Here is an 18095-nt window from a genome sequence, read left to right on the forward strand (position 1 = left end):
CTTATTATTGGTATTACCTGTTTTGAAATCTTATTGCTAAGACCTCGCACTCTGGCGTATTGTTTCGTATCACATTGTTCAGTTTTCAAAGGCCATGCCGTCTCGCGACGACTTATACATCTTACCAGACTCGCCCGGCCTTGTCAAGCACTTTTTTTGAAGTTCTTTTCAAGCGAACCGGCTATCCGGCCTGCCGCGGCGTCCTGCCGCAACAGCTTGTTTAGTATATCCCCTTTTTAGTCTCTTGTCAATACCTTTTTCACAAATATGCAGAACCGGCAATCGTCTGTACCTTACCAAATTTGACTTCCAGTGCCGCAGCCACCGTATATACGTGCTTAATTTACGGTATCTCTTTATGTATATAAAACGCCCAGCGATTCTAATGCTTCCTGAATGGCGTCTATGTCTTCCTGGCAAGCCGCCGTCACCAAATGCGTATGTATGCCGCCGCTGATCCGGCTTAGGAGTTCTGCCTGCGAGTCTTTCATCTTTTTGACATATTGTTTGACGTCGCGGCGCGAGCGGAGATTCAGCGTACCTTCCAGATTGCCGTACACTTCGTGTTCAATGACGACATTATGAACGACACCGCCGTTATCCACAATAGCCTCTAATTCCGCCTGCATCAATTCCATGTCATGACAGCATACAAATACATGCTGTACCCCCGGGAGAATATCGCCAATCAGCTGATAGCCCCGCGGCGTCGATACGATGCCCAGGCCTTCTGCCCGCAATATAGCCACGTCGCCGACGATGATCTGCCGGCTGACATCACACTGCTGCGAAAGCTCCGTTCCCGTAACGGCACCTTTCGCATTTGTCAAAATCTGAACGATGCGCTTTCTTCTTTCTGCACTATCCACGCGCCGCGCCTCCTTATCTTTTCCGATGCTCCCTATTGCTTTGCGCCCTGATGAGCATACAAATAATTCTTCCCCATAAAAAACCTAAAAAAATTCCCGGAATAAAGCCGATCATTTCATTGAATATCCATGACTGGCTAAAAAAAGGAAATACATAGGCTGCAAACTGAATCCCGCCGAACAGAAGCACTGCGGCGACCAATATAACCGGCGCCAACAGCAGCGGCGGACATTGGATCATATACCCGTCTTCCAACACCTGCATTAGGGGAAAACGCCGGCGAAAATATACGGAAATCCCAGCGCCGAACAAGCCTCCTAGCAGAAACCATAGCACGGCCAATGCAAAAAATACGGCAAAATAATATATAATGCCAATCCCCCACAATAAAAACACGATATAGGGTATGACGATGACAAAGGGCATACAGTTCCTCGGTCTTTGAAAATAGCAGGCATAGGTAAAAAGGATACCAGCCATAATAATTTGAAATCCAGTTAACACATCGTATGCAGGAATCATACGCTCATCTCTCCTTGCAGTCTCCATGTTGTTTTTGCACTCTTTTCCGGGAATCAATACTTATATTATAGGGTATATCAGATAAAATTTAAATACTATTGCATCGCCAGTTCGCTCCTGAAAGGCTGCTCCGCCGCTGCGACGAATCATAAAGGCAAACAAAAAAAAGACCCCGACGCAAATCGAGGTCTTGACTGCCCTTAGCAGATCCTATTATAAATTGGAGAAGTCTAATGTAGCAAACAAATCATCCAGCGTTTCGGCACGACGAATCTGCGTTACGCTGCCGTCGGCATGGAGGAGCAGTTCTGCCGAACGAAGCTTGCCGTTGTAATTAAAGCCCATGGAATGGCCGTGAGCGCCTGTATCGTGAATGACGAGGACGTCGCCGTCGTTAATTTCCGGAAGGGCCCGGTCGATAGCAAATTTATCGCAGTTTTCGCAGAGCGATCCCGATACGTCATAGATATGATCCTTCGGCGCGTTTTCCTTGCCCATGACAGTGATATGGTGATACGAACCGTACATGCCGGGACGCATGAGGTTAGCCATGCAGGCGTCGACGCCAATGTATTCCTTCCAGATATGTTTATGGTGAATCGCCGTCGTGACGAGATAACCGTAAGGACCTGTAATGGCGCGGCCGCATTCAAAAGACATGCGGATATTGCCGAGACCGGCCGGAACCATGATTTCTTCGTAATGAGCCTGAATGCCCTTGCTGAGTTCATCATAATCGATGAAGGACTGTTCCGGTTTGTAGGGCAATCCAATGCCGCCGCCGAAATCGAGAAATTCGATGTCGATGCCGACGTTCTTCTGTACGTCTACAGCCAATTCAAACATCATTTTAGCTGTGTTGATTAAGCCGTTGACGTTCAATTCATTGGAAACGACCATCGTATGGAGGCCAAAATGCTTAACGCCTTTTTCTTTCAGAATACGGAAGGCCTCAAAAATCTGTTCGCGCGTCATGCCGTATTTTGCTTCTTCCGGCGTACCGATGATGGCGTTGCCTTCTTTCAGCAGCGGACCGGGATTGTAACGGGCACAAATCCATTCCGGCAACGGGCCGTATGTTTCCAAATACTCAATCATCGTAATATCGTCCAAGTTGATGAGAGCGCCTAATTCCATCGCTTTCTTGTATTCTTCATACGGCGTATCATTGGAAGAAAATACGATATCGTGGCCTGTAATGCCGACCTTTTCGCACAATACCAATTCAGCCATGGAGCTGCAGTCCGCGCCGACGCCTTCGGCCTGAAGCAGTCTCATGAGATAGGGATTCGGCGTAGCCTTGACTGCAAAATATTCCTTGAAATCCGGAGCCCAGGAAAAAGCCTTGATCAGCTTCCGCACGTTGTCGACAATGGCTTTTTCATCATAAATATGAAAGGGTGTAGGATACTTAGCGATAATGTCGCGAATCTGCTGTTCCGTAAACGGTACTGTTTTCTTGTTCATTACATTCAACTCCATTTTATATATACAACATAATAGTAAAATTATAAATGAAACATACTTTCAATTCATTGCTTCCTTACGGCTAATATTATATAATAGCCATAGGCAATTTGTAAAATAGATTATTCTAATTTAATCAATTCGCATTTCAAATTATAAAGCAAAGGACTACCTCATGGATACTACGACACTTCGCACTTTTATCACCTTAGCGGAAATAAAGAATTTTACCAAGACGGCGCAGCAGCTCTTCGTCGCCCAATCGACCGTAACTAACCGCATCCGCGACTTGGAAACGGAACTGGGCGTCGCCTTGTTTATCCGCAATCACAAGCAAGTCGACCTGACGCCGGCCGGCTTGAAATTTCTCGAATACGCCCAGCGTTTTATCGAATTGGAAACGACGGCACTGCAAGATGTGCAGGCCTCTCCTACGTATGCAAAAAAAATCAATATCGGTACGACAAATACGATTTATGAGTGTCATTTGCAGAAAAAAATCCGGGCCTACTTGCATACGAACCCGGACATATCCCTCGGCGTGACGATCAGCCATACCCTCGACATGCTGCAAAAATTGCAGGACGGTATGCTGGACGCCGTATTTTCATTCAGCGCCATCTTCCGCGACGGCTATATATGCCAGCCCTACCGCACGGACACGCTGGTCCTCGTCTGTCAGGCCGACGATAAGGAATACGCTTCCGGCATCTATAAAAGCGACCTGCAAAAGATCAATTATTTATTCTGCAATTTCGCCCTGCAGGGAGTCGGCCTGTATATTCAGGACTTGTTTCCCCGGTATCACCGCTTCCCTATGGAAATCGACAACAGCACCAAGCTGCCCCAATATGTAGCCGAAGGGCTGGGGTATACGTTCCTTCCCCGCAGCCTCATTGAAGACGATTTGCTGCTGGGAAAGCTGCGGGCGATTCCGCTCCTCGACTTTGCACCGCCAAAGGTCGACAGCTACTATATTACCCGCAGCCCCGGCAACGTCCCCGATTCGCTGGAAGCCTTTCTGCTGCAGCCGTAAAACTTTCATTTCCACACAAAAATAAGAGCCCCATAGAGGCTCTTATTTTTGTGCAGTATTACATATTTATGCGTGCTCCCGCTCGTTGCGGGCCGGGCATTGCGAACTATCTTTAAACCAGCGGCACGGCTTGCAGCGCCGGCAGGGCTCCGGTTCCTGTCCCGCCAATATTTTTCCGGACCACGCCGGGTCAGCTAAATGGCACCGGCCTACGGCAATGCAGTCGGCGTATCCTTTTTTCAGAATCAATTCGCATTCTTCGCCGCTCTTGATATTTCCCACCGCCAGGACCGGAATCTGCACGGCTTGCTTAACGCGCGACGCGGCGTATATCTTATTGTCGAGGGGAAAATCGTCGGACACATCGTAATTTTTCGTCCCCGTAGAAATGCTCAGCAGATCTGCGCCGGCGCTTTCTAAAGCCTTCGCCAGGTCAATCAATCCGTCTATCGTCGGATAGCCTATGCGGGCGGACACGATAAAGTCCGATCCGCAGGCTTTTTTAATATCCTGAACTAATTCGACGAGCAGGCGGATACGATTTTCAAAGGAACCGCCGTATTCGTCATCGCGCGCGCTCGTCTCGATAACCTGGCAGAGATAGTATCCATGAGCGCCTTGTAATTCGACACCGTCAAAGCCCGCTTCACGACAGCGGACTGCCGCCCGGATAAAATCCTCTTTATAGGATAAAAATTGTTCCCTGCTGATATCGGCAATGGAATTTTCGTCCATCACTTTCAAACCGACGTTGGAAATCTGGATTAAACCGACGGCTCCGCCGGCCTTGACTATCTCAGCAAGCCGCCGCAAAGGGGGAATGAAATCGTCCTTCCACAGCCCGATAGCTTCGCGCACATCCCGCATTTCCGTCACGTTGCTTCCTTCCACGACGATCATCCCGGGATTGCCGGCCGTATAGGCTTGATACCGCTGCAGCATATACTCCGTAACGTAATTTCCCGGAACCTTTTGGATAATATCGGCCATCGGCGGTATGACAATACGATTGGGCATTGTCTTGCTTCCCACGGCCAGAGGCGCCGCTGCATGGGGAAATAAGCTATTCATAGTCTCACTCCTTCAGATGTATTTTTTTTAATCATAATATAGATGTCGCCGTTCCGTCAATTTTTTATATACATGGACATCCCGGCACGCTTATATTGACATTTGTACAGCCGCTCTGTATGATATATTTAGTTTTAATTAAAACCTTATATCTGTTATCTGGTAAAAGAAAGGAACATTCCGCATGAAAATAAAAGCGATATCGCAAGCCCTCGCCCTAAGCCTGTTTCTCTGTTCTGTCGGCGGCGCAGCGTCCGCTTCCAGTACCAGCCAATCGCTGGAAATATGTCCAACCAAAGAAATGGTACAGCTTGTTTCCAACGTCGTCTATGCCCAGGTGCCCGATCGCGGCTACGTCAGCAAAGCCATGACGATGGATCTCCTCGTCCCCTGCGGAGAGGGTCCTTATCCGGCTATCGTATACATCAACGGCGGCGGCTTTATCAACGCCAATAAAGACGGCTACATCCAGCAGCGCCTCGAACTGGCCGAGCACGGCTACGTCGTCGCCAGCATCACCTATCGCGTAGCGCCTGCGTCGACCTTTCCAGCTCCGCTGGAGGACGCAAAATCAGCCATCCGGTATTTACGCGCCCACGCAGACCAGTTCCATATTGACTCGCAGCACATCGGCGTCATGGGCGGTTCGGCCGGCGGGTACTTAGCGGCCTTTGCCGGCACGACAAGCGGCATGAGGCAATTTGATTCCGGCGACAACCTGGAGCAAAGCAGCGACGTACAGGCCGTCGTCGATTTATACGGCGTCTCGGATTTGACGGCCATCGGCGCCGACTACGGCCCAGATGTACAGGAACTGCACCGCTCACCGGCCGCAACGGAAGCCCTGTGGATAAACGGCTCTCCCGTATTCGGCGGTAAAGACGGCGGCATAGACGCCAATCCCGAAGGCGCCGCCGCAGCCAACCCCATCTCCTATATTTCAGACAAAACGCCGCCCTTCCTCCTGATGCACGGCGACGCCGACACAGTCGTTTCGCCCAGCCAGACGGAAATCCTTCGCGCCGCTTTGGCCCAGCACAACGTCGAAGCCCAGCGCTATGTCGTTAAAGGAGCCGGTCATGGCGGAGCACTGTGGATACAGCCGGAAATCATGAAACTCATCATTGACTTTTTCGACGCCCATTTAAAATAAAGGACGCGTCAGCATATCTATACTAGAAAACGAGATGACATATATGAAAATTTTCCTTCTTCGCAACCTTTACTTTATCCTCGGCATTATCATCAACGCCTTGGGCATAGCCCTAATCACCAAGGCAGACCTGGGGACATCGCCCATTTCCAGTGTTCCTTATGTCCTGTGTCTGCATTTCACGCCAACCTTCGGGCAGTTTACCTTTATTATGAATATGTTTTTTATTCTCGCACAAATACTGATCCTGAGAAAACGATTCCGCCCGATTCAGTTCTTACAAATCGGCGTGGTCGCCTTATTTAGCGTCTGCATCGACATTTTTATGTTCCTGTTATCCTGGATTGAACCTACATCCTTAATATTGAAGGTAGCAGCACTCTTAGCGGGCTGCCTAATCCTGGCATTCGGCATTTGTATTGAAGTGGCTCCTAATGTGCTCATGGTTCCCGGAGAAGGCTTGGTACAAGCGATTGCCGGGACATTCCGCTGGCGCTTTGGTACCGTAAAAATTGCCTTCGATACCACATTATTTCTGATTGCCTGCTCCATGTCCTTTGCTTTTTCCGGTATAGGCAATTTCGTCGGTCTTGGCGTCGGTACGATTATTTCTATGCTGCTCGTCGGCCGTTTCGTCAATTTAGTGAATATTCGCTTTGCCTTTATTCATCGCATTTCCGCCTTAGCCGTATTGGCGGCCTGGAACAAACGGCACCATGCGTCTAACGTGTCCTGCCGCCCCACATCGCATTAATATGCAAAATATTTTCCCACACGCACCAGGGCGCCGAATGAACCGATCATCATTCGGCGCCCTGGTTTTATATACTCTATTGACAACTGTATCTTCTACCATAGTCTCCGCCCATCCCGACATCAGCAATGAGTATAAAGCCCGCATTGACGACAATCAGTCAATGCGCACGAATAGCTGCAGCAATTGTCATATATGCAAAAAACCGGAAACTCACGTCTCCGGTTTTAAGTTGCATATGTAATTACTGCGCTTTGGCAACGTCTACCAATTTAGCGAAGGCAGCTGCGTCGTTGACAGCCAAGTCAGCCAGCATCTTACGGTCGACGATAACGCCGGCTTTCGTAAGGCCGCAGATGAAACGGCTGTAGCTCATGCCCTGAGCACGGGCTGCTGCGTTGATACGGGCGATCCACAATTTACGGAATTCGCGTTTCTTGGCGCGGCGGTCGCGGCGAGCGTAAAACAGAGCTTTCATTACGCTTTCATTAGCTTTTTTGAACAGACGGCTGCGGGTACCGCGGTAGCCTTTAGCCATTTTTAAGATTTTTTTATGACGAGCGTGTGCTGTAACGCCAACTTTAATTCTAGCCATTCTTAAGTTCCTCCAAATCTATACTAAATATATAAGCTGCTATTAGATGTACGGGCACATTTTGCGAACTGCTTCGTTCATCGTCTTGGAAACGAGCGTAGCTTTTCTCAGGTTACGTTTACGTTTCGGAGATTTGGATTCCAAAATGTGGCTCTTATACGGTTTCATGCGTTTGAATTTACCAGTACCAGTAGTTGTAAAACGTTTTGCCGCTGCACGGCGTGTTTTTAATTTCGGCATAATATATAAATCCTCCTCTTACTTCCCTTTAACGGCAGCGATGACCATCGTCATGTTTCTGCCTTCAATTTTAGGTTCTTTTTCTACGCGGGCGGTTTCTTTGAGCTCATCAGCAAAACGCATCAGCAGGTCTCGGCCCAACTCCGGATGGCTCATTTCCCGACCACGGAACATGATGGTAACCTTTACTTTGCTTCCTTCGCTCAAGAAACGCTGCGCAGCCTTCATCTTGACGTAAAAATCATGATCTTCAATGTTAGGACGTAATTTTACTTCCTTCATGATTAATACTTTCTGCTTCTTCTTGGCTTCTTTTTCCCGTTTTTGCTGTTCATACCGATATTTGCCGTAGTTCATGATGCGGCATACGGGCGGTTTGCCATTCGGTGCAACTTCTACTAAATCCATATGGCGTTCTTCCGCAATCTGGCGGGCAGAACGGAGAGACATTACACCAAGCTGTTCGTTAGTATCGCTGACCACGCGGACTTCACGGGCTCGAATCTGATCGTTGATACGCAATTCCTTACTAATTGCCTTTCACCTCCATAAAAAAAGAACGGACAGCATAACACTATCCGCTCGACTGATTCCTCATAAACCTTAGTAACACGAAAGCCATGTAAGGTGAGAAGCGGATAGCTTCTGCTTTATTTTCAACAAATATAAGTATAGCAGGTTTATCTGCTGTTGTCAAGAAAAATCAGGTACAAAAAAAAGAACCTGCCGAAACAGATTCTTTCTTCATTATGGCGGAGAGCGTGGGATTTGAACCCACGATAGAGCTTTAGCCCTATACATGATTTCCAATCATGCTCCTTCAGCCGCTCGGACAGCTCTCCATGGCTTACACATTGTTTTCCATTATTCAATTTCCGATGCTCTCGGGATCAGCATCCAATGTGTAAAATATGGTCGGGGCGACAGGATTTGAACCTGCGACCTCTTAGTCCCGAACCAAGCGCGCTACCAAACTGCGCTACGCCCCGTCACCTGACTTGTATATAATACCACATCCAGGAGAAATGTCAAGGAAAAAAATAAAAAATGTGCCGGAAAGAGCAAACTTTTTTTACAGTTTGTCTCCCGGCACAGTACGTCCGCAGATACGGCCTTTGCCGTCGCCTTATGCGGCAGCTGCGTCCTGCCGATTATGGACGTGTTTCCAAATAAATCCTCCGGCTAAGGTGACGACCAGCAGCGCCGCCTTGACTTCCGACGGATACGCCGCAATAAACGAGACATATTCGGCCAGATAATGGTCCGTCGCCAGCATGCCGCCGGCAGCCCAGCCCAAAATCGCGCCGCCGATGTACATCAATATGGGGAACTTGTTCATGACCTTGACGACGATGGTGCTGCCAAAGATGATAATTGGCACGGATATGAGCATCCCGAAGATGAGCAGTCCCCAGTGGTTGCCCGTAACGCCAACAATCCCCAACACGTTGTCCAAGCTCATGAGCGCATCGGCCAGAATAATCGTCCGGACCGCCGCCCACAGAGAATCCTTCGCTTCGACTTTCACATCTTCCTCTTCATTGCGGGCTCCGATGAGCTTGATGCCGATGCCGATGAGCAGTATGCCGCCGACAGTCTTCAAGAAGGGAATATGGAAGAGCCAGGAAACAATAAAGGCCAAGGTAAACCGCAGGACAATGGCCCCAATCGTGCCGTATATAATAGCCCTCTTCTGCAAATGGGGCGGCAGGTTTTTCGCAGCCATGCCGATGACGATGGAATTATCGCCGCCAAGGGCCAAGTCGATCAAGATGACCTGGGCCACAATGCTGAAATCAAATAATAACGTCGCTTCTAACGCGTCCACAATGCATCCTCCTCATGATACAACATAACAGCTCCATTATAGTCGAAAAGGATGGGCAATACAAGTAAAATCGCAGAAAAGAAGCGCCCTCAAAAGAGCGCCTCTCTCATGACAGCCAATCTGATTATTCTTTAACGATAACCGATACGCCGTCGGGAATAACTGTAATTTTCGGTTCTGATACGCCTTTAGCAGTGACAATAGCCTTAGCCATAGCCAGCGCTTCATCAATGCTGGCGGCATATTTCATATGCATAGCTTCTACCATGTCTTTCGGCGCTTCCGTTACCATGATAATGGTATATTTCAGCAGCATGCGCAGAAGAATCTGCGATTCCCACTGGTCAAAGACCGTTTCGTTCCGGCCGCGGGCCAGGATGTCATCCATCGCTTTCTGTATGTCCGCCGCATCCTTCAGCGTGTTGTAAAAATCTTCGCCGCCATGGCCGTCGGAGCAAGCCGATACGTCAATGATAACACCGCCTTCTTTGCATGTCGCTTCCGCAGCAGTCATGCCCTTGACAGACTGGTAAATATTCTGATCCAGCGGATATCCGCCGTTTGTCGTAACGACAATATCTGCCGGCACAGGTTTCACGCCAGCAAGCTTCATTTCAAAGTCAACGCCGGCGTAATGAGCCTTTTCACTGTCTCCGGCAAAGGCTGCAATGACCTTCTTATCAGCGTCGATTACGACGTTGCAGATAAAGGCTAATTTAGCGGCTTTGGCAGCGTACAGCATGTCCTGATGAATCGGGTTGCCTTCCAATACGCCCGTGCGGGCATAGGGGCTGTTGATAAATTCCGAGCAATGGTTTGCCAGTACCGTAATCTTGCTGGCAATGCCCGGAAGGACGGATTTGCGGCCGCCTGACATACCGGCAAAGAAATGAGGTTCAATAAATCCTTCAGCAATAAGCAAATCCGTATGAGCCGCCGCTTTATTGATGAGGCATTCGCCGCCAGACGGCAAGGTGCCGATACTGACCATATCTTCATCCTTACGGCTGTCATGGATGACGAATGTTTCATGATCGGCAATTTCCTTGCCGTATTTCGCTACCAGCTCTTCATGCGTCGTAGGACGATGCATCCCCGTAGCAATCAGTATCGTAATGGCGATATCCGGATTCCCCTTCCGCAGTTCAGCCAGCAGCTGCGGCATGATAACATGGCTCGGGACGGGTCGCGTATGGTCGCTGGATATGATCGTGCACGTCTTTTTGCCTTTGGCCAGCTCGCTTAATTTCGGGCTGCCAATTGGATTTGCCAACGCGTCGGCTACCAATTCCGCTTCCGATTTCGGCGCTTTATATTCATGGGCATGAGACAGCAGTACACCTGCGACTTGTTCATCTGGCAGAGAAAAGGTAATCTTTTCCTTACCAAAAGGAATTGAAAAGTTTTTCATGATGCAATTCACCCTTTCTGTATTCCAACAACCATGTATAATTGTCGAAATTCATCACTTATTGTTTTAGCAATAATATACATTCTCATTATAATGGCTCAATACGTCCATTTTGAAAATAGTCCGTATACTACAAAAGGTAAAACCGAAACCGGTTTTACCTTTTGTATATATCTCAGTTATGAACTTTTAGATTATTCTTCTACAGGAACTTCGTCGTTGATGCTGACAACTTTGCCCGGGTTCATGATATTCTTCGGGTCAAGAGCTTTCTTAACAGCTTTCATCAGCTTCATTTCGATCGGGTTCGTGTATTTAGACATCAATGCAGCGCGTTTGTAGCCAATGCCGTGTTCGCCGGAGAGACGGCCGCCCAGGTTGTATACGAGTTCGTAAATTTCGCTCTGGATCTGCGGAAGCATTTCTTCCCATTCTTCCTGCGTACGGTCATCTTTCAGGATGTCGATATGAACGTTGCCGTCGCCGCAGTGGCCAGCGCAGTGCATAGCTACGTTGTATTTGTCAGCCAAGCGGGAGATCTGCTGTACAGCCTGCGGAATATCGGTCATCGGAACAACGATATCTTCCATGGAGAATACTAAGCTGCGAGCGCGGTCAGCTTCGAGGTATGCTTTACGGGATTTCCAGATAACAGCCGGGTTAGCAACCAATACGTCGAGGGCATTGTTTTCACGAGCCAATTCGTCGATCTTTTCGCACTGTTCGTCGAGGATATCTTCGCTGTCGCCGGCAATCTGAACGATGATGTAGTTGCCGATATCGGAATGCTGCAGTTTTTCGTTCAAGAAGATTTCAACCTGCTTGATGGAAGCGTTGTCCATGAATTCTACGCAGACCGGAGTAATACCAGCATTCATGATCTTCGGCGTCAATGCGATAGCGTCGTCGAGATTGTCGAATACTGCCAAGAGGTCCATCTGGTATTTCGGCAAAGCAACCAATTTCAGGTAAATCTTTGTGATAATGCCGAGGGTACCTTCAGAACCAATGTACAAGTGCATGAGCATGTAGCCCGTTGCGTTTTTACGGAATTTGCCGCCCAATGTAACGACTTCGCCGCTCGGAGTAACGACTTCGATACCCATAACCTGATCGCGGGTTACGCCATATTTAACAGCACGGTTGCCGCCGGCGTTCGTTGCAACGTTGCCGCCGATGAAGCAGGAGTCCCCGCTGCAGGGGTCGCCGCCGTAGAAGAGGCCTTCTTCTTTAACAGCGTTCTGGAGAACAGTCGTCGTAACGCCCGCTTCTGTAACGCAAACCATGTTCTGTTTGTCGATTTCGAGGATTTTGTTCATGCGTTCGATGGAAATGATAACGCCGCCGAACGTAGCAACAGCACCAGCTGCCAAGCCTGTGCCGGCTGCACGCGGTACCATTACGATATCGTTGTCATAGCACAGTTTAACGACTTTGGAAACTTCTTCCGTCGTAGCCGGCAATACAACGACCTGAGGCATCTTCATATAATGGGGGTCGGTTACTTCGTCATGAGAATACGGTTCGAGCTTGTCAGCATCCGTATACACGAATTTTTCGCCAACGATTTTTTTGAACTCTTCAATAAGTTCCGGTGTAACTTTACCTTTTGCCATAATACATAACCTCCAACATAAAATAATGATGACTGACATCTATCACTTTAACCGTTTCCGGTATAAAGAGCGCGTGATTGCTGCCTGTCAAAATTCCGCCGTAACGGAATCTTATACAACGTAACCAGCGTTTTCGAGGAAAAATAACTTTAATAGTATATCTCAGTTCTTTCCCTCTTTCGTGTCTTATTATACCGCATTCATTACAAAGTGTAAATTACATTTAGACATTTCACACATATATCTTTCGAATTATGAATCGGTCAGTTATTACATTATATCATGCTAACGTTTTATTTTTAAAATCCACATCATTACTCATAATATTTTAAGGTATGTGATTTTTTTCTCAAATAATGCATGACTTTATGTAATTTTTATTATTCATTTTTCATTAAATAGCATACACTTTTTATGCTGTGAGTCCCTGTCAAAAAAACAGCACGCCATCGGCAATATGGCATGTTGTTTTATCGTTAAAAGTATATATAGTCTACATCGTTTTATTCTTTTCCGCTGACGCAATGACCGCTTCTGCAACGGCCGCCCGGAAGCCCCTCTGTTCCAGAGCTAATACTGCCTCTATCGTCGTACCGCCGGGCGAGCATACGTCGTCTTTCAATTTTCCCGGATGCATGCCGCTTTCCAGCACCATCTTGGCTGCACCTAATACAGTCTGAGCGGCAAAGGTATAGGCCGTATGGCGAGGCATTCCTTCCAGCACGGCGCCGTCTGCCAAGGCTTCGATAAACATATATACGTAAGCCGGAGCGCTGCCGCTGACGCCGCATACGGCGTCGATCAGGCGTTCTTCCATGATTTCAGCCTTTCCGAAGCTGCGGAATATATCGAGCACGGCCTGTACATCTTCTTCCGCCGCATAGGCGTTCGGCGATACGGAGGCCATGCCTTCGCCGACCATCGACGGCGTATTGGGCATTACGCGGACGATCTTAGCCTGTTCCGGCAGGCATCCCGCCAAACGGTCCAGCGTCAGGCCGGCGGCAATCGAAATAATCACCGTATCATCTTTCACGTAGTCCCGTACTTCTTCCAACGACGACGGCAGGATGTGCGGCTTGACTGCCATAATAAGCCCTTGCGAACGTTCGGCTAACTCCGCCGCGGAATAGGCGACGGAGGCGCCCGTTTCATCGGCTAAGGCCTGCGCTTTTGCGCTGTGAATATTGTATAACAGGATATTCCCCGGTTCTACCAGTCCGGATGCAGCTAATCCTTTTACAATGGCCCGGCCCATATTGCCGGTACCGCAAATTCCGATAGTCTTAAACATGATTTCTACCTTCTTTCTGTTTTATGGCGTCTGTTGTTGCAGCTTACCTCTATTGTATATAAAACTTCCGCCGTCATAAAGAAAAATATCGGCATTTCTGACAGAAATTTCAATGCCTTACCCATTATTTTACGGGCCGTTCACGCCAATATGAAGAAGCCAGTTCTGTAACCGTTTCCGAAAAGGCCGAACCATCCGTCGCCGTATAATGAGCTGTCGCCTTTAATACGTGGCGGAAGCCGAGGTACAGCAGGGGGACGTTGATGTATACCAGCACGATATTGGCCAAGTCGGAAAAGGCCCATAAGTTGCTCAAGTCATATCCTGCCAGCTGCACCGTAATGCCGAAGGCCGAAACGACGATCCCTAAGGACCGGACAAAGTTGGCGGCAAAACGGCTGCGGCTGATGCGGTTGACGGCAATTTCCGAAAAGGTGATCATGCCAATCATCGTCGTATACGCAAATAAGCCGAAGCATAATGCTAACAGAAACAGGATGACCGATGTAATGCCCGACGGCGTCAATACATGAACGGACAACAAGAATTTAGGCAGCTGCCCCGCCGCGGCCCAGGCTTCCGGAGCCGCAGTCCAGGCATGGGCCATAATGACGACAAAACCTGTCATCGTGCAAATCACATGCGTATCTAATAGCACTCCCAAGGCGGCAATCATCCCCTGCTCACAGGGATGCTTGGCGTCGGCTGCAGCCGCCGACATCGTAATCGTCCCCTGGCCGGCTTCGTTGGACATCAATCCCCTTTTTATCCCCTGTACCAATACGGTACCAAACAAGCCGCCAAATACGGCGTCCGGCTGAAAGGCTCCGCCTAGGACAGCGCTGAAGAAATAGGGCACGCTGTTTACATTGGCAAAAACCAAGGCCAATACGGTCACGACATACACGACCGCCATAATGGGAACCAGCTTATTATTCGCGCTGGATACCCGTTTGATTCCCCCAAAAGCCATAACAGCCGCTACGAGCAGGACGATACACGCCGCCGCCACGTAAAAGGCCGACATCGCCGCAATGGGATGGCCTGCCGCCAGCTCGCCCATAGCACCGATCGAAGACACGACGTTAAAGGACTGCGCCGGCAGACAAAACATGGCGTAGAAAATATAAACGCCTGATAATATCGTACCGATCCACGCCTTATTTCCCAACAGCCGCCGGCCGTAGAAGGGCATGCCGCCGACAAACTCCTCTCCCTTTCGTTCCTTGCAGAGCTGAGCCAGCGTCGCTTCCGTATAGGCCATAGCCATTCCAAAGAACGCAGAAACCCACATCCAAAACAACGCACCTGGACCGCCGACGGAAATGGCCCCTGTCACGCCGAGAATATTTCCCGGCCCGACGCGCATAGCCGAGCTCAGGAAAAACGCAGCCAGCGGCGATATGCCCGTCGAAGCGGCGCGGCGGTGAATCAAGAGATTCATCCCTCTTTTAAACTGCCGGACTTGGATAAAGCCCAATCGGATGGAAAAATAAATCCCCGTGCCAACCAAGACAATAACAGCCAGCGAAAAACTGCCGAATACGGGAATGGCTTTATACCACTCCCAATTTGTCGGAACTTCCCATAAAAAATCAGATATAGCCGCTACGATAGAAAGAACCGAATTTAGTTGTTCAAAAAACTCCTTCATGCCCATCCCCCTCATAGAAAAAGCCGGTATAGTAACATCCTATACCGGCCTGCATAGACGTGATTATTGTTTTGCGCCCGTTGCTTCTACAGCAGATTTAATTTTAGCTGCCAGCCCCGTGATTTTGGCTTTAGATACGGAGCAAACGGCGAGGCGAACGCCCTTGCCAAGGGGAACTAAGAAGATATTTTCCTTTTCCAGCAAATCGCAGACAGCCTGAGAACCTTCCATAGGAATGGTGATGAAGAAGCCAGACAAGTACGGCAGGTATTTCAGACCGCATTCCTGCGCTTCTTTCATGAAGATATCGGCCCGTTCTTTAATAAGGGCGAAGTATTTAGCCCGTTCGGCGTCTAATTCGGCGACTTTAGCCGGATCTTTGCAAATATTAGCCATGGCTTTCATCGCGGCGCTGTTGGAATTAGACCAGGTTGCGCGGCTTGTATACTGATTAATAGCTACAAATTCGTTAGCAATATCGTCGTTAGCCGTCACGCAGATCATAGCGCCCATGCGCTGACCATACATGGTAAAGCCTTTGCTGCATGTATAAGCAACTACGACGAGAATATTATCCGGCAAGTTTCCAAATTTCTTGAAGAACTTGCGGCATTCTTTCTTTTCTCCGCTGTAGTCTAAATATGCAACGTCAGGAACGAGAATAATATTTTTATCCTTACCGGCAACGACGTCTTTCAAGAAAGCCAATACCGTATCCCAATCATCCGAGGACAAGGCAAAGCCCGTCGGGTTGTTCGCCGGCGAATTCATGATGATAACCGTATTGTACTGCTTTGCCACCATGTCTTCTACATGTTCCTTAAAGCTGGCGAAATTGAATTTTCCGTCTGAGCCGATCAATTCAAATTCCCGCAGATGGCGGCCGTTGTCATTGCACATGGAGCCATAGGCACCCCAATGCCAGTCGCTGGTCAGGATGTCGTCGCCCCATTCGGAATAGTTATGAATGACGTGATGGAGGACGCCGGAACCGCCGGAGGTTGCGCAAGCGCGGATGTAGCCTTCCGGACGGGATTCGCCAAAGCATTGGTCAATAACTGCATCCAAATAATCAGGATACCCCTGAATCGGCGCATACGCCACGATTTCTTTCGGCGTCAAGGCCTTGAACGCTTCTTCTACCACGTGAAGCATGACCAAATTGCCGTCTTCGTCCAAAATAGAGCCGACTGTGCCATTAATAACCTTGTCTGCCCCTAAGGTTTCAGCTAAGGCAACAGCCCGATTGTTAGCTCCAAAAATTTTATCTTCTGCACTCTTGCCTTTGGCCTGAGGTGCAGCGACGCTTTTTACCATAACAATCAACTCCTCTTTTTTATTACATACACATTTATACCACAAGAAAAGCAATCTGACAATAAAAGCTTAATCATCAGATATATGTATTCAAAATACAAGAAAAAACATGGATAAGATGGCGTGGGAAATAAAAGAATATTGTTTTATACAGATACATGATATGATTAAATCACATGTTTTGATGATACGCACTATGGAGATTTGTAAAGGATAGAAAGATAGCTATATAATCGAAGGTATACAAAAAGAACGCATATATGTCGTATACGTCTACTGGTAACGGTCGCCGCACCTATCAGTCGGATCTGCACACATGAATACTTCTTCATGACATGTGCTGCTTACGCACGGACCCGACATAAGCGACTTACACTCGTTTACGTGTCGTGTCTATCTGTTTAGGGTATCTCCATCAGGGCTTCGAATCGGTAGCCTTTGCAACGTGGGCCTATCGCTCTTCTATCTCATGTGTCCCGATTTGAAGTAAGCGACTCACGCGCGTCGCTTCGCTCCTTCAAACGGTGTTTCCTGCTTATGTTTATCCCAGGAACCTGGAAGGATAGGAAGCCGCCATATACAAAAAAAAGAACGCATACATGATGTATACGTCTCCTGCTGACGGTCGTCTCACCTATCAGTCGGGTCTGCACACAGGAATACTTCTTCATGACATGTGCTGCTCACGCACGGACCCGACATAAGTGACTCACACTCGTTTGCGCGTCGCTTTCGCTCCTTCAAACGAGGTTCGCTACTTATCCCTGGGCAGGCCCTGGGTAGATAAGAGGTCGTTGTATACAAAAAGAGAGCAGTGCCAATGCACTGCTCTCTTTTTGTAATCAGCGGCTTCCTATCCTCCCAGGGGGCCTCCCCCCAAGTACTTTCGGCGTTTGCGGGCTTAACTGCTGTGTTCGGCATGGGAACAGGTGGATCCCCGCAGCTATCGCCACTGAATTTTTCCTAAGGGCCCGTGCCCTTACAACTGCATAAAACGAACTTCCTTAACGAGCCTCCGCTCTGTTTACGGTTCCTTCCTCAGAACCTGCTTCCAGATTCTCTCACCCACTCCCTTCGGGAGTAAGCGACTCGCTCCTGCTTGTGCGTCGCTTCTCAGCTCCTTCAAACAGGGCTCCCTACTTACCCTCAAGGGTAAGTGATTCAGTCGGTTTTATGCGTCGCTTTCGCTCCTTTAAAACCGCTTCTCTACTTAAGTCAAGCCCTCGGTCTATTAGTACCGGTCCGCTCCGTGCATCACTGCACTTCC

At 48.6% G+C, this 18095-nt stretch carries 16 protein-coding genes, 2 tRNA genes, 1 rRNA gene and 1 other annotated feature; of the genes, 3 read left to right on the plus strand and 16 right to left on the minus strand.

The features are described 5' to 3' along the window. Positions 1 to 356 precede the first annotated feature (356 nt). The 3 genes from OCV58_RS11455 to OCV58_RS11465 all read right to left on the minus strand — a co-directional run bounded on the left by OCV58_RS11455 (position 357) and on the right by OCV58_RS11465 (position 2859). The gene (locus OCV58_RS11455; protein WP_087478764.1) at positions 357 to 869 is read right to left on the minus strand and encodes a transcription repressor NadR; all 513 of its coding nucleotides are present in this window, start codon (positions 867 to 869) and stop codon (positions 357 to 359) included. Between the two features lie 13 nt (positions 870 to 882). Further along, the gene (locus tag OCV58_RS11460; RefSeq protein ID WP_087478765.1) at positions 883 to 1392 is read right to left on the minus strand and encodes a hypothetical protein; all 510 of its coding nucleotides are present in this window, start codon (positions 1390 to 1392) and stop codon (positions 883 to 885) included. A gap of 213 nt (positions 1393 to 1605) precedes the next feature. Beyond that, complete coding sequence (locus OCV58_RS11465; RefSeq protein ID WP_087478766.1) at positions 1606 to 2859, minus strand: diaminopimelate decarboxylase family protein; 1254 nt, start codon at positions 2857 to 2859, stop codon at positions 1606 to 1608. A 175-nt stretch (positions 2860 to 3034) separates the two neighbouring features. Here OCV58_RS11465 and OCV58_RS11470 point away from each other — a divergent pair, with 175 nt between their 5' ends. Then, a complete protein-coding gene (locus tag OCV58_RS11470) occupies positions 3035 to 3895 on the plus strand; it encodes a LysR family transcriptional regulator (protein WP_107196398.1) in 861 nt (286 codons plus the stop codon). 66 nt (positions 3896 to 3961) lie between these two features. Here the strand turns inward: OCV58_RS11470 and OCV58_RS11475 are convergent, their stop codons facing one another. Then, on the minus strand, positions 3962 to 4966 hold the full coding sequence (locus OCV58_RS11475; RefSeq protein ID WP_154877916.1) for an NADH:flavin oxidoreductase: 1005 nt from the start codon (positions 4964 to 4966) through the stop codon (positions 3962 to 3964). 184 nt (positions 4967 to 5150) lie between these two features. Between OCV58_RS11475 and OCV58_RS11480 the strand changes: the two genes are divergently transcribed. Together OCV58_RS11480 and OCV58_RS11485 are read left to right on the plus strand one after the other, a co-directional pair. Continuing rightward, a complete protein-coding gene (locus OCV58_RS11480) occupies positions 5151 to 6119 on the plus strand; it encodes an alpha/beta hydrolase (protein ID WP_154877917.1) in 969 nt (322 codons plus the stop codon). A gap of 43 nt (positions 6120 to 6162) precedes the next feature. Then, positions 6163 to 6873, plus strand: coding sequence for a YczE/YyaS/YitT family protein (locus tag OCV58_RS11485; protein ID WP_154877918.1), 711 nt, complete (start codon positions 6163 to 6165; stop codon positions 6871 to 6873). 244 nt (positions 6874 to 7117) lie between these two features. Here OCV58_RS11485 and rplT read toward each other — a convergent pair whose 3' ends face one another. From rplT to rrf, 12 genes are all read right to left on the minus strand, one after another. Then, positions 7118 to 7468: a 50S ribosomal protein L20 gene (gene rplT, locus OCV58_RS11490; protein ID WP_087478771.1), complete on the minus strand. Its 351-nt coding sequence runs from the start codon at positions 7466 to 7468 to the stop codon at positions 7118 to 7120. A gap of 42 nt (positions 7469 to 7510) precedes the next feature. After that, the gene (gene rpmI / locus OCV58_RS11495; protein ID WP_087478772.1) at positions 7511 to 7708 is read right to left on the minus strand and encodes a 50S ribosomal protein L35; all 198 of its coding nucleotides are present in this window, start codon (positions 7706 to 7708) and stop codon (positions 7511 to 7513) included. A gap of 18 nt (positions 7709 to 7726) precedes the next feature. Beyond that, a complete protein-coding gene (infC, locus tag OCV58_RS11500) occupies positions 7727 to 8230 on the minus strand; it encodes a translation initiation factor IF-3 (RefSeq protein ID WP_087478773.1) in 504 nt (167 codons plus the stop codon). Positions 8231 to 8253: 23 nt separating this feature from the next. Further along, positions 8254 to 8365 (minus strand) — a sequence feature (ribosomal protein L20 leader region). 93 nt (positions 8366 to 8458) lie between these two features. After that, positions 8459 to 8550 (minus strand) — tRNA-Ser (locus OCV58_RS11505). A 70-nt stretch (positions 8551 to 8620) separates the two neighbouring features. Beyond that, a tRNA-Pro gene (locus OCV58_RS11510) sits at positions 8621 to 8697 on the minus strand. 137 nt (positions 8698 to 8834) lie between these two features. After that, on the minus strand, positions 8835 to 9536 hold the full coding sequence (locus OCV58_RS11515) for a TerC family protein (protein WP_087478774.1): 702 nt from the start codon (positions 9534 to 9536) through the stop codon (positions 8835 to 8837). 124 nt (positions 9537 to 9660) lie between these two features. Next, positions 9661 to 10947 carry a nickel-dependent lactate racemase gene (gene larA, locus OCV58_RS11520; protein ID WP_087478775.1) on the minus strand — a complete coding sequence of 429 codons (1287 nt, stop codon included), beginning with the start codon at positions 10945 to 10947 and terminating at the stop codon, positions 9661 to 9663. A 194-nt stretch (positions 10948 to 11141) separates the two neighbouring features. Continuing rightward, complete coding sequence (locus OCV58_RS11525; protein WP_087478776.1) at positions 11142 to 12563, minus strand: FAD-binding oxidoreductase; 1422 nt, start codon at positions 12561 to 12563, stop codon at positions 11142 to 11144. A gap of 493 nt (positions 12564 to 13056) precedes the next feature. Further along, entirely contained in the window at positions 13057 to 13857 is an 801-nt protein-coding gene (gene proC, locus OCV58_RS11530) for a pyrroline-5-carboxylate reductase (RefSeq protein ID WP_154877919.1), read from the minus strand. 124 nt (positions 13858 to 13981) lie between these two features. Beyond that, complete coding sequence (locus tag OCV58_RS11535; protein ID WP_095630372.1) at positions 13982 to 15511, minus strand: alanine/glycine:cation symporter family protein; 1530 nt, start codon at positions 15509 to 15511, stop codon at positions 13982 to 13984. 63 nt (positions 15512 to 15574) lie between these two features. Then, the gene (locus OCV58_RS11540; protein WP_154877920.1) at positions 15575 to 16828 is read right to left on the minus strand and encodes a pyridoxal phosphate-dependent aminotransferase; all 1254 of its coding nucleotides are present in this window, start codon (positions 16826 to 16828) and stop codon (positions 15575 to 15577) included. 840 nt (positions 16829 to 17668) lie between these two features. Next, positions 17669 to 17785: ribosomal RNA gene (gene rrf, locus OCV58_RS11545) — 5S ribosomal RNA — on the minus strand. Positions 17786 to 18095 lie beyond the last annotated feature (310 nt).

It is taken from the genome of Megasphaera stantonii (assembly GCF_025567065.1).
GTDB classification, from domain to species: domain Bacteria; phylum Bacillota; class Negativicutes; order Veillonellales; family Megasphaeraceae; genus Megasphaera; species Megasphaera stantonii.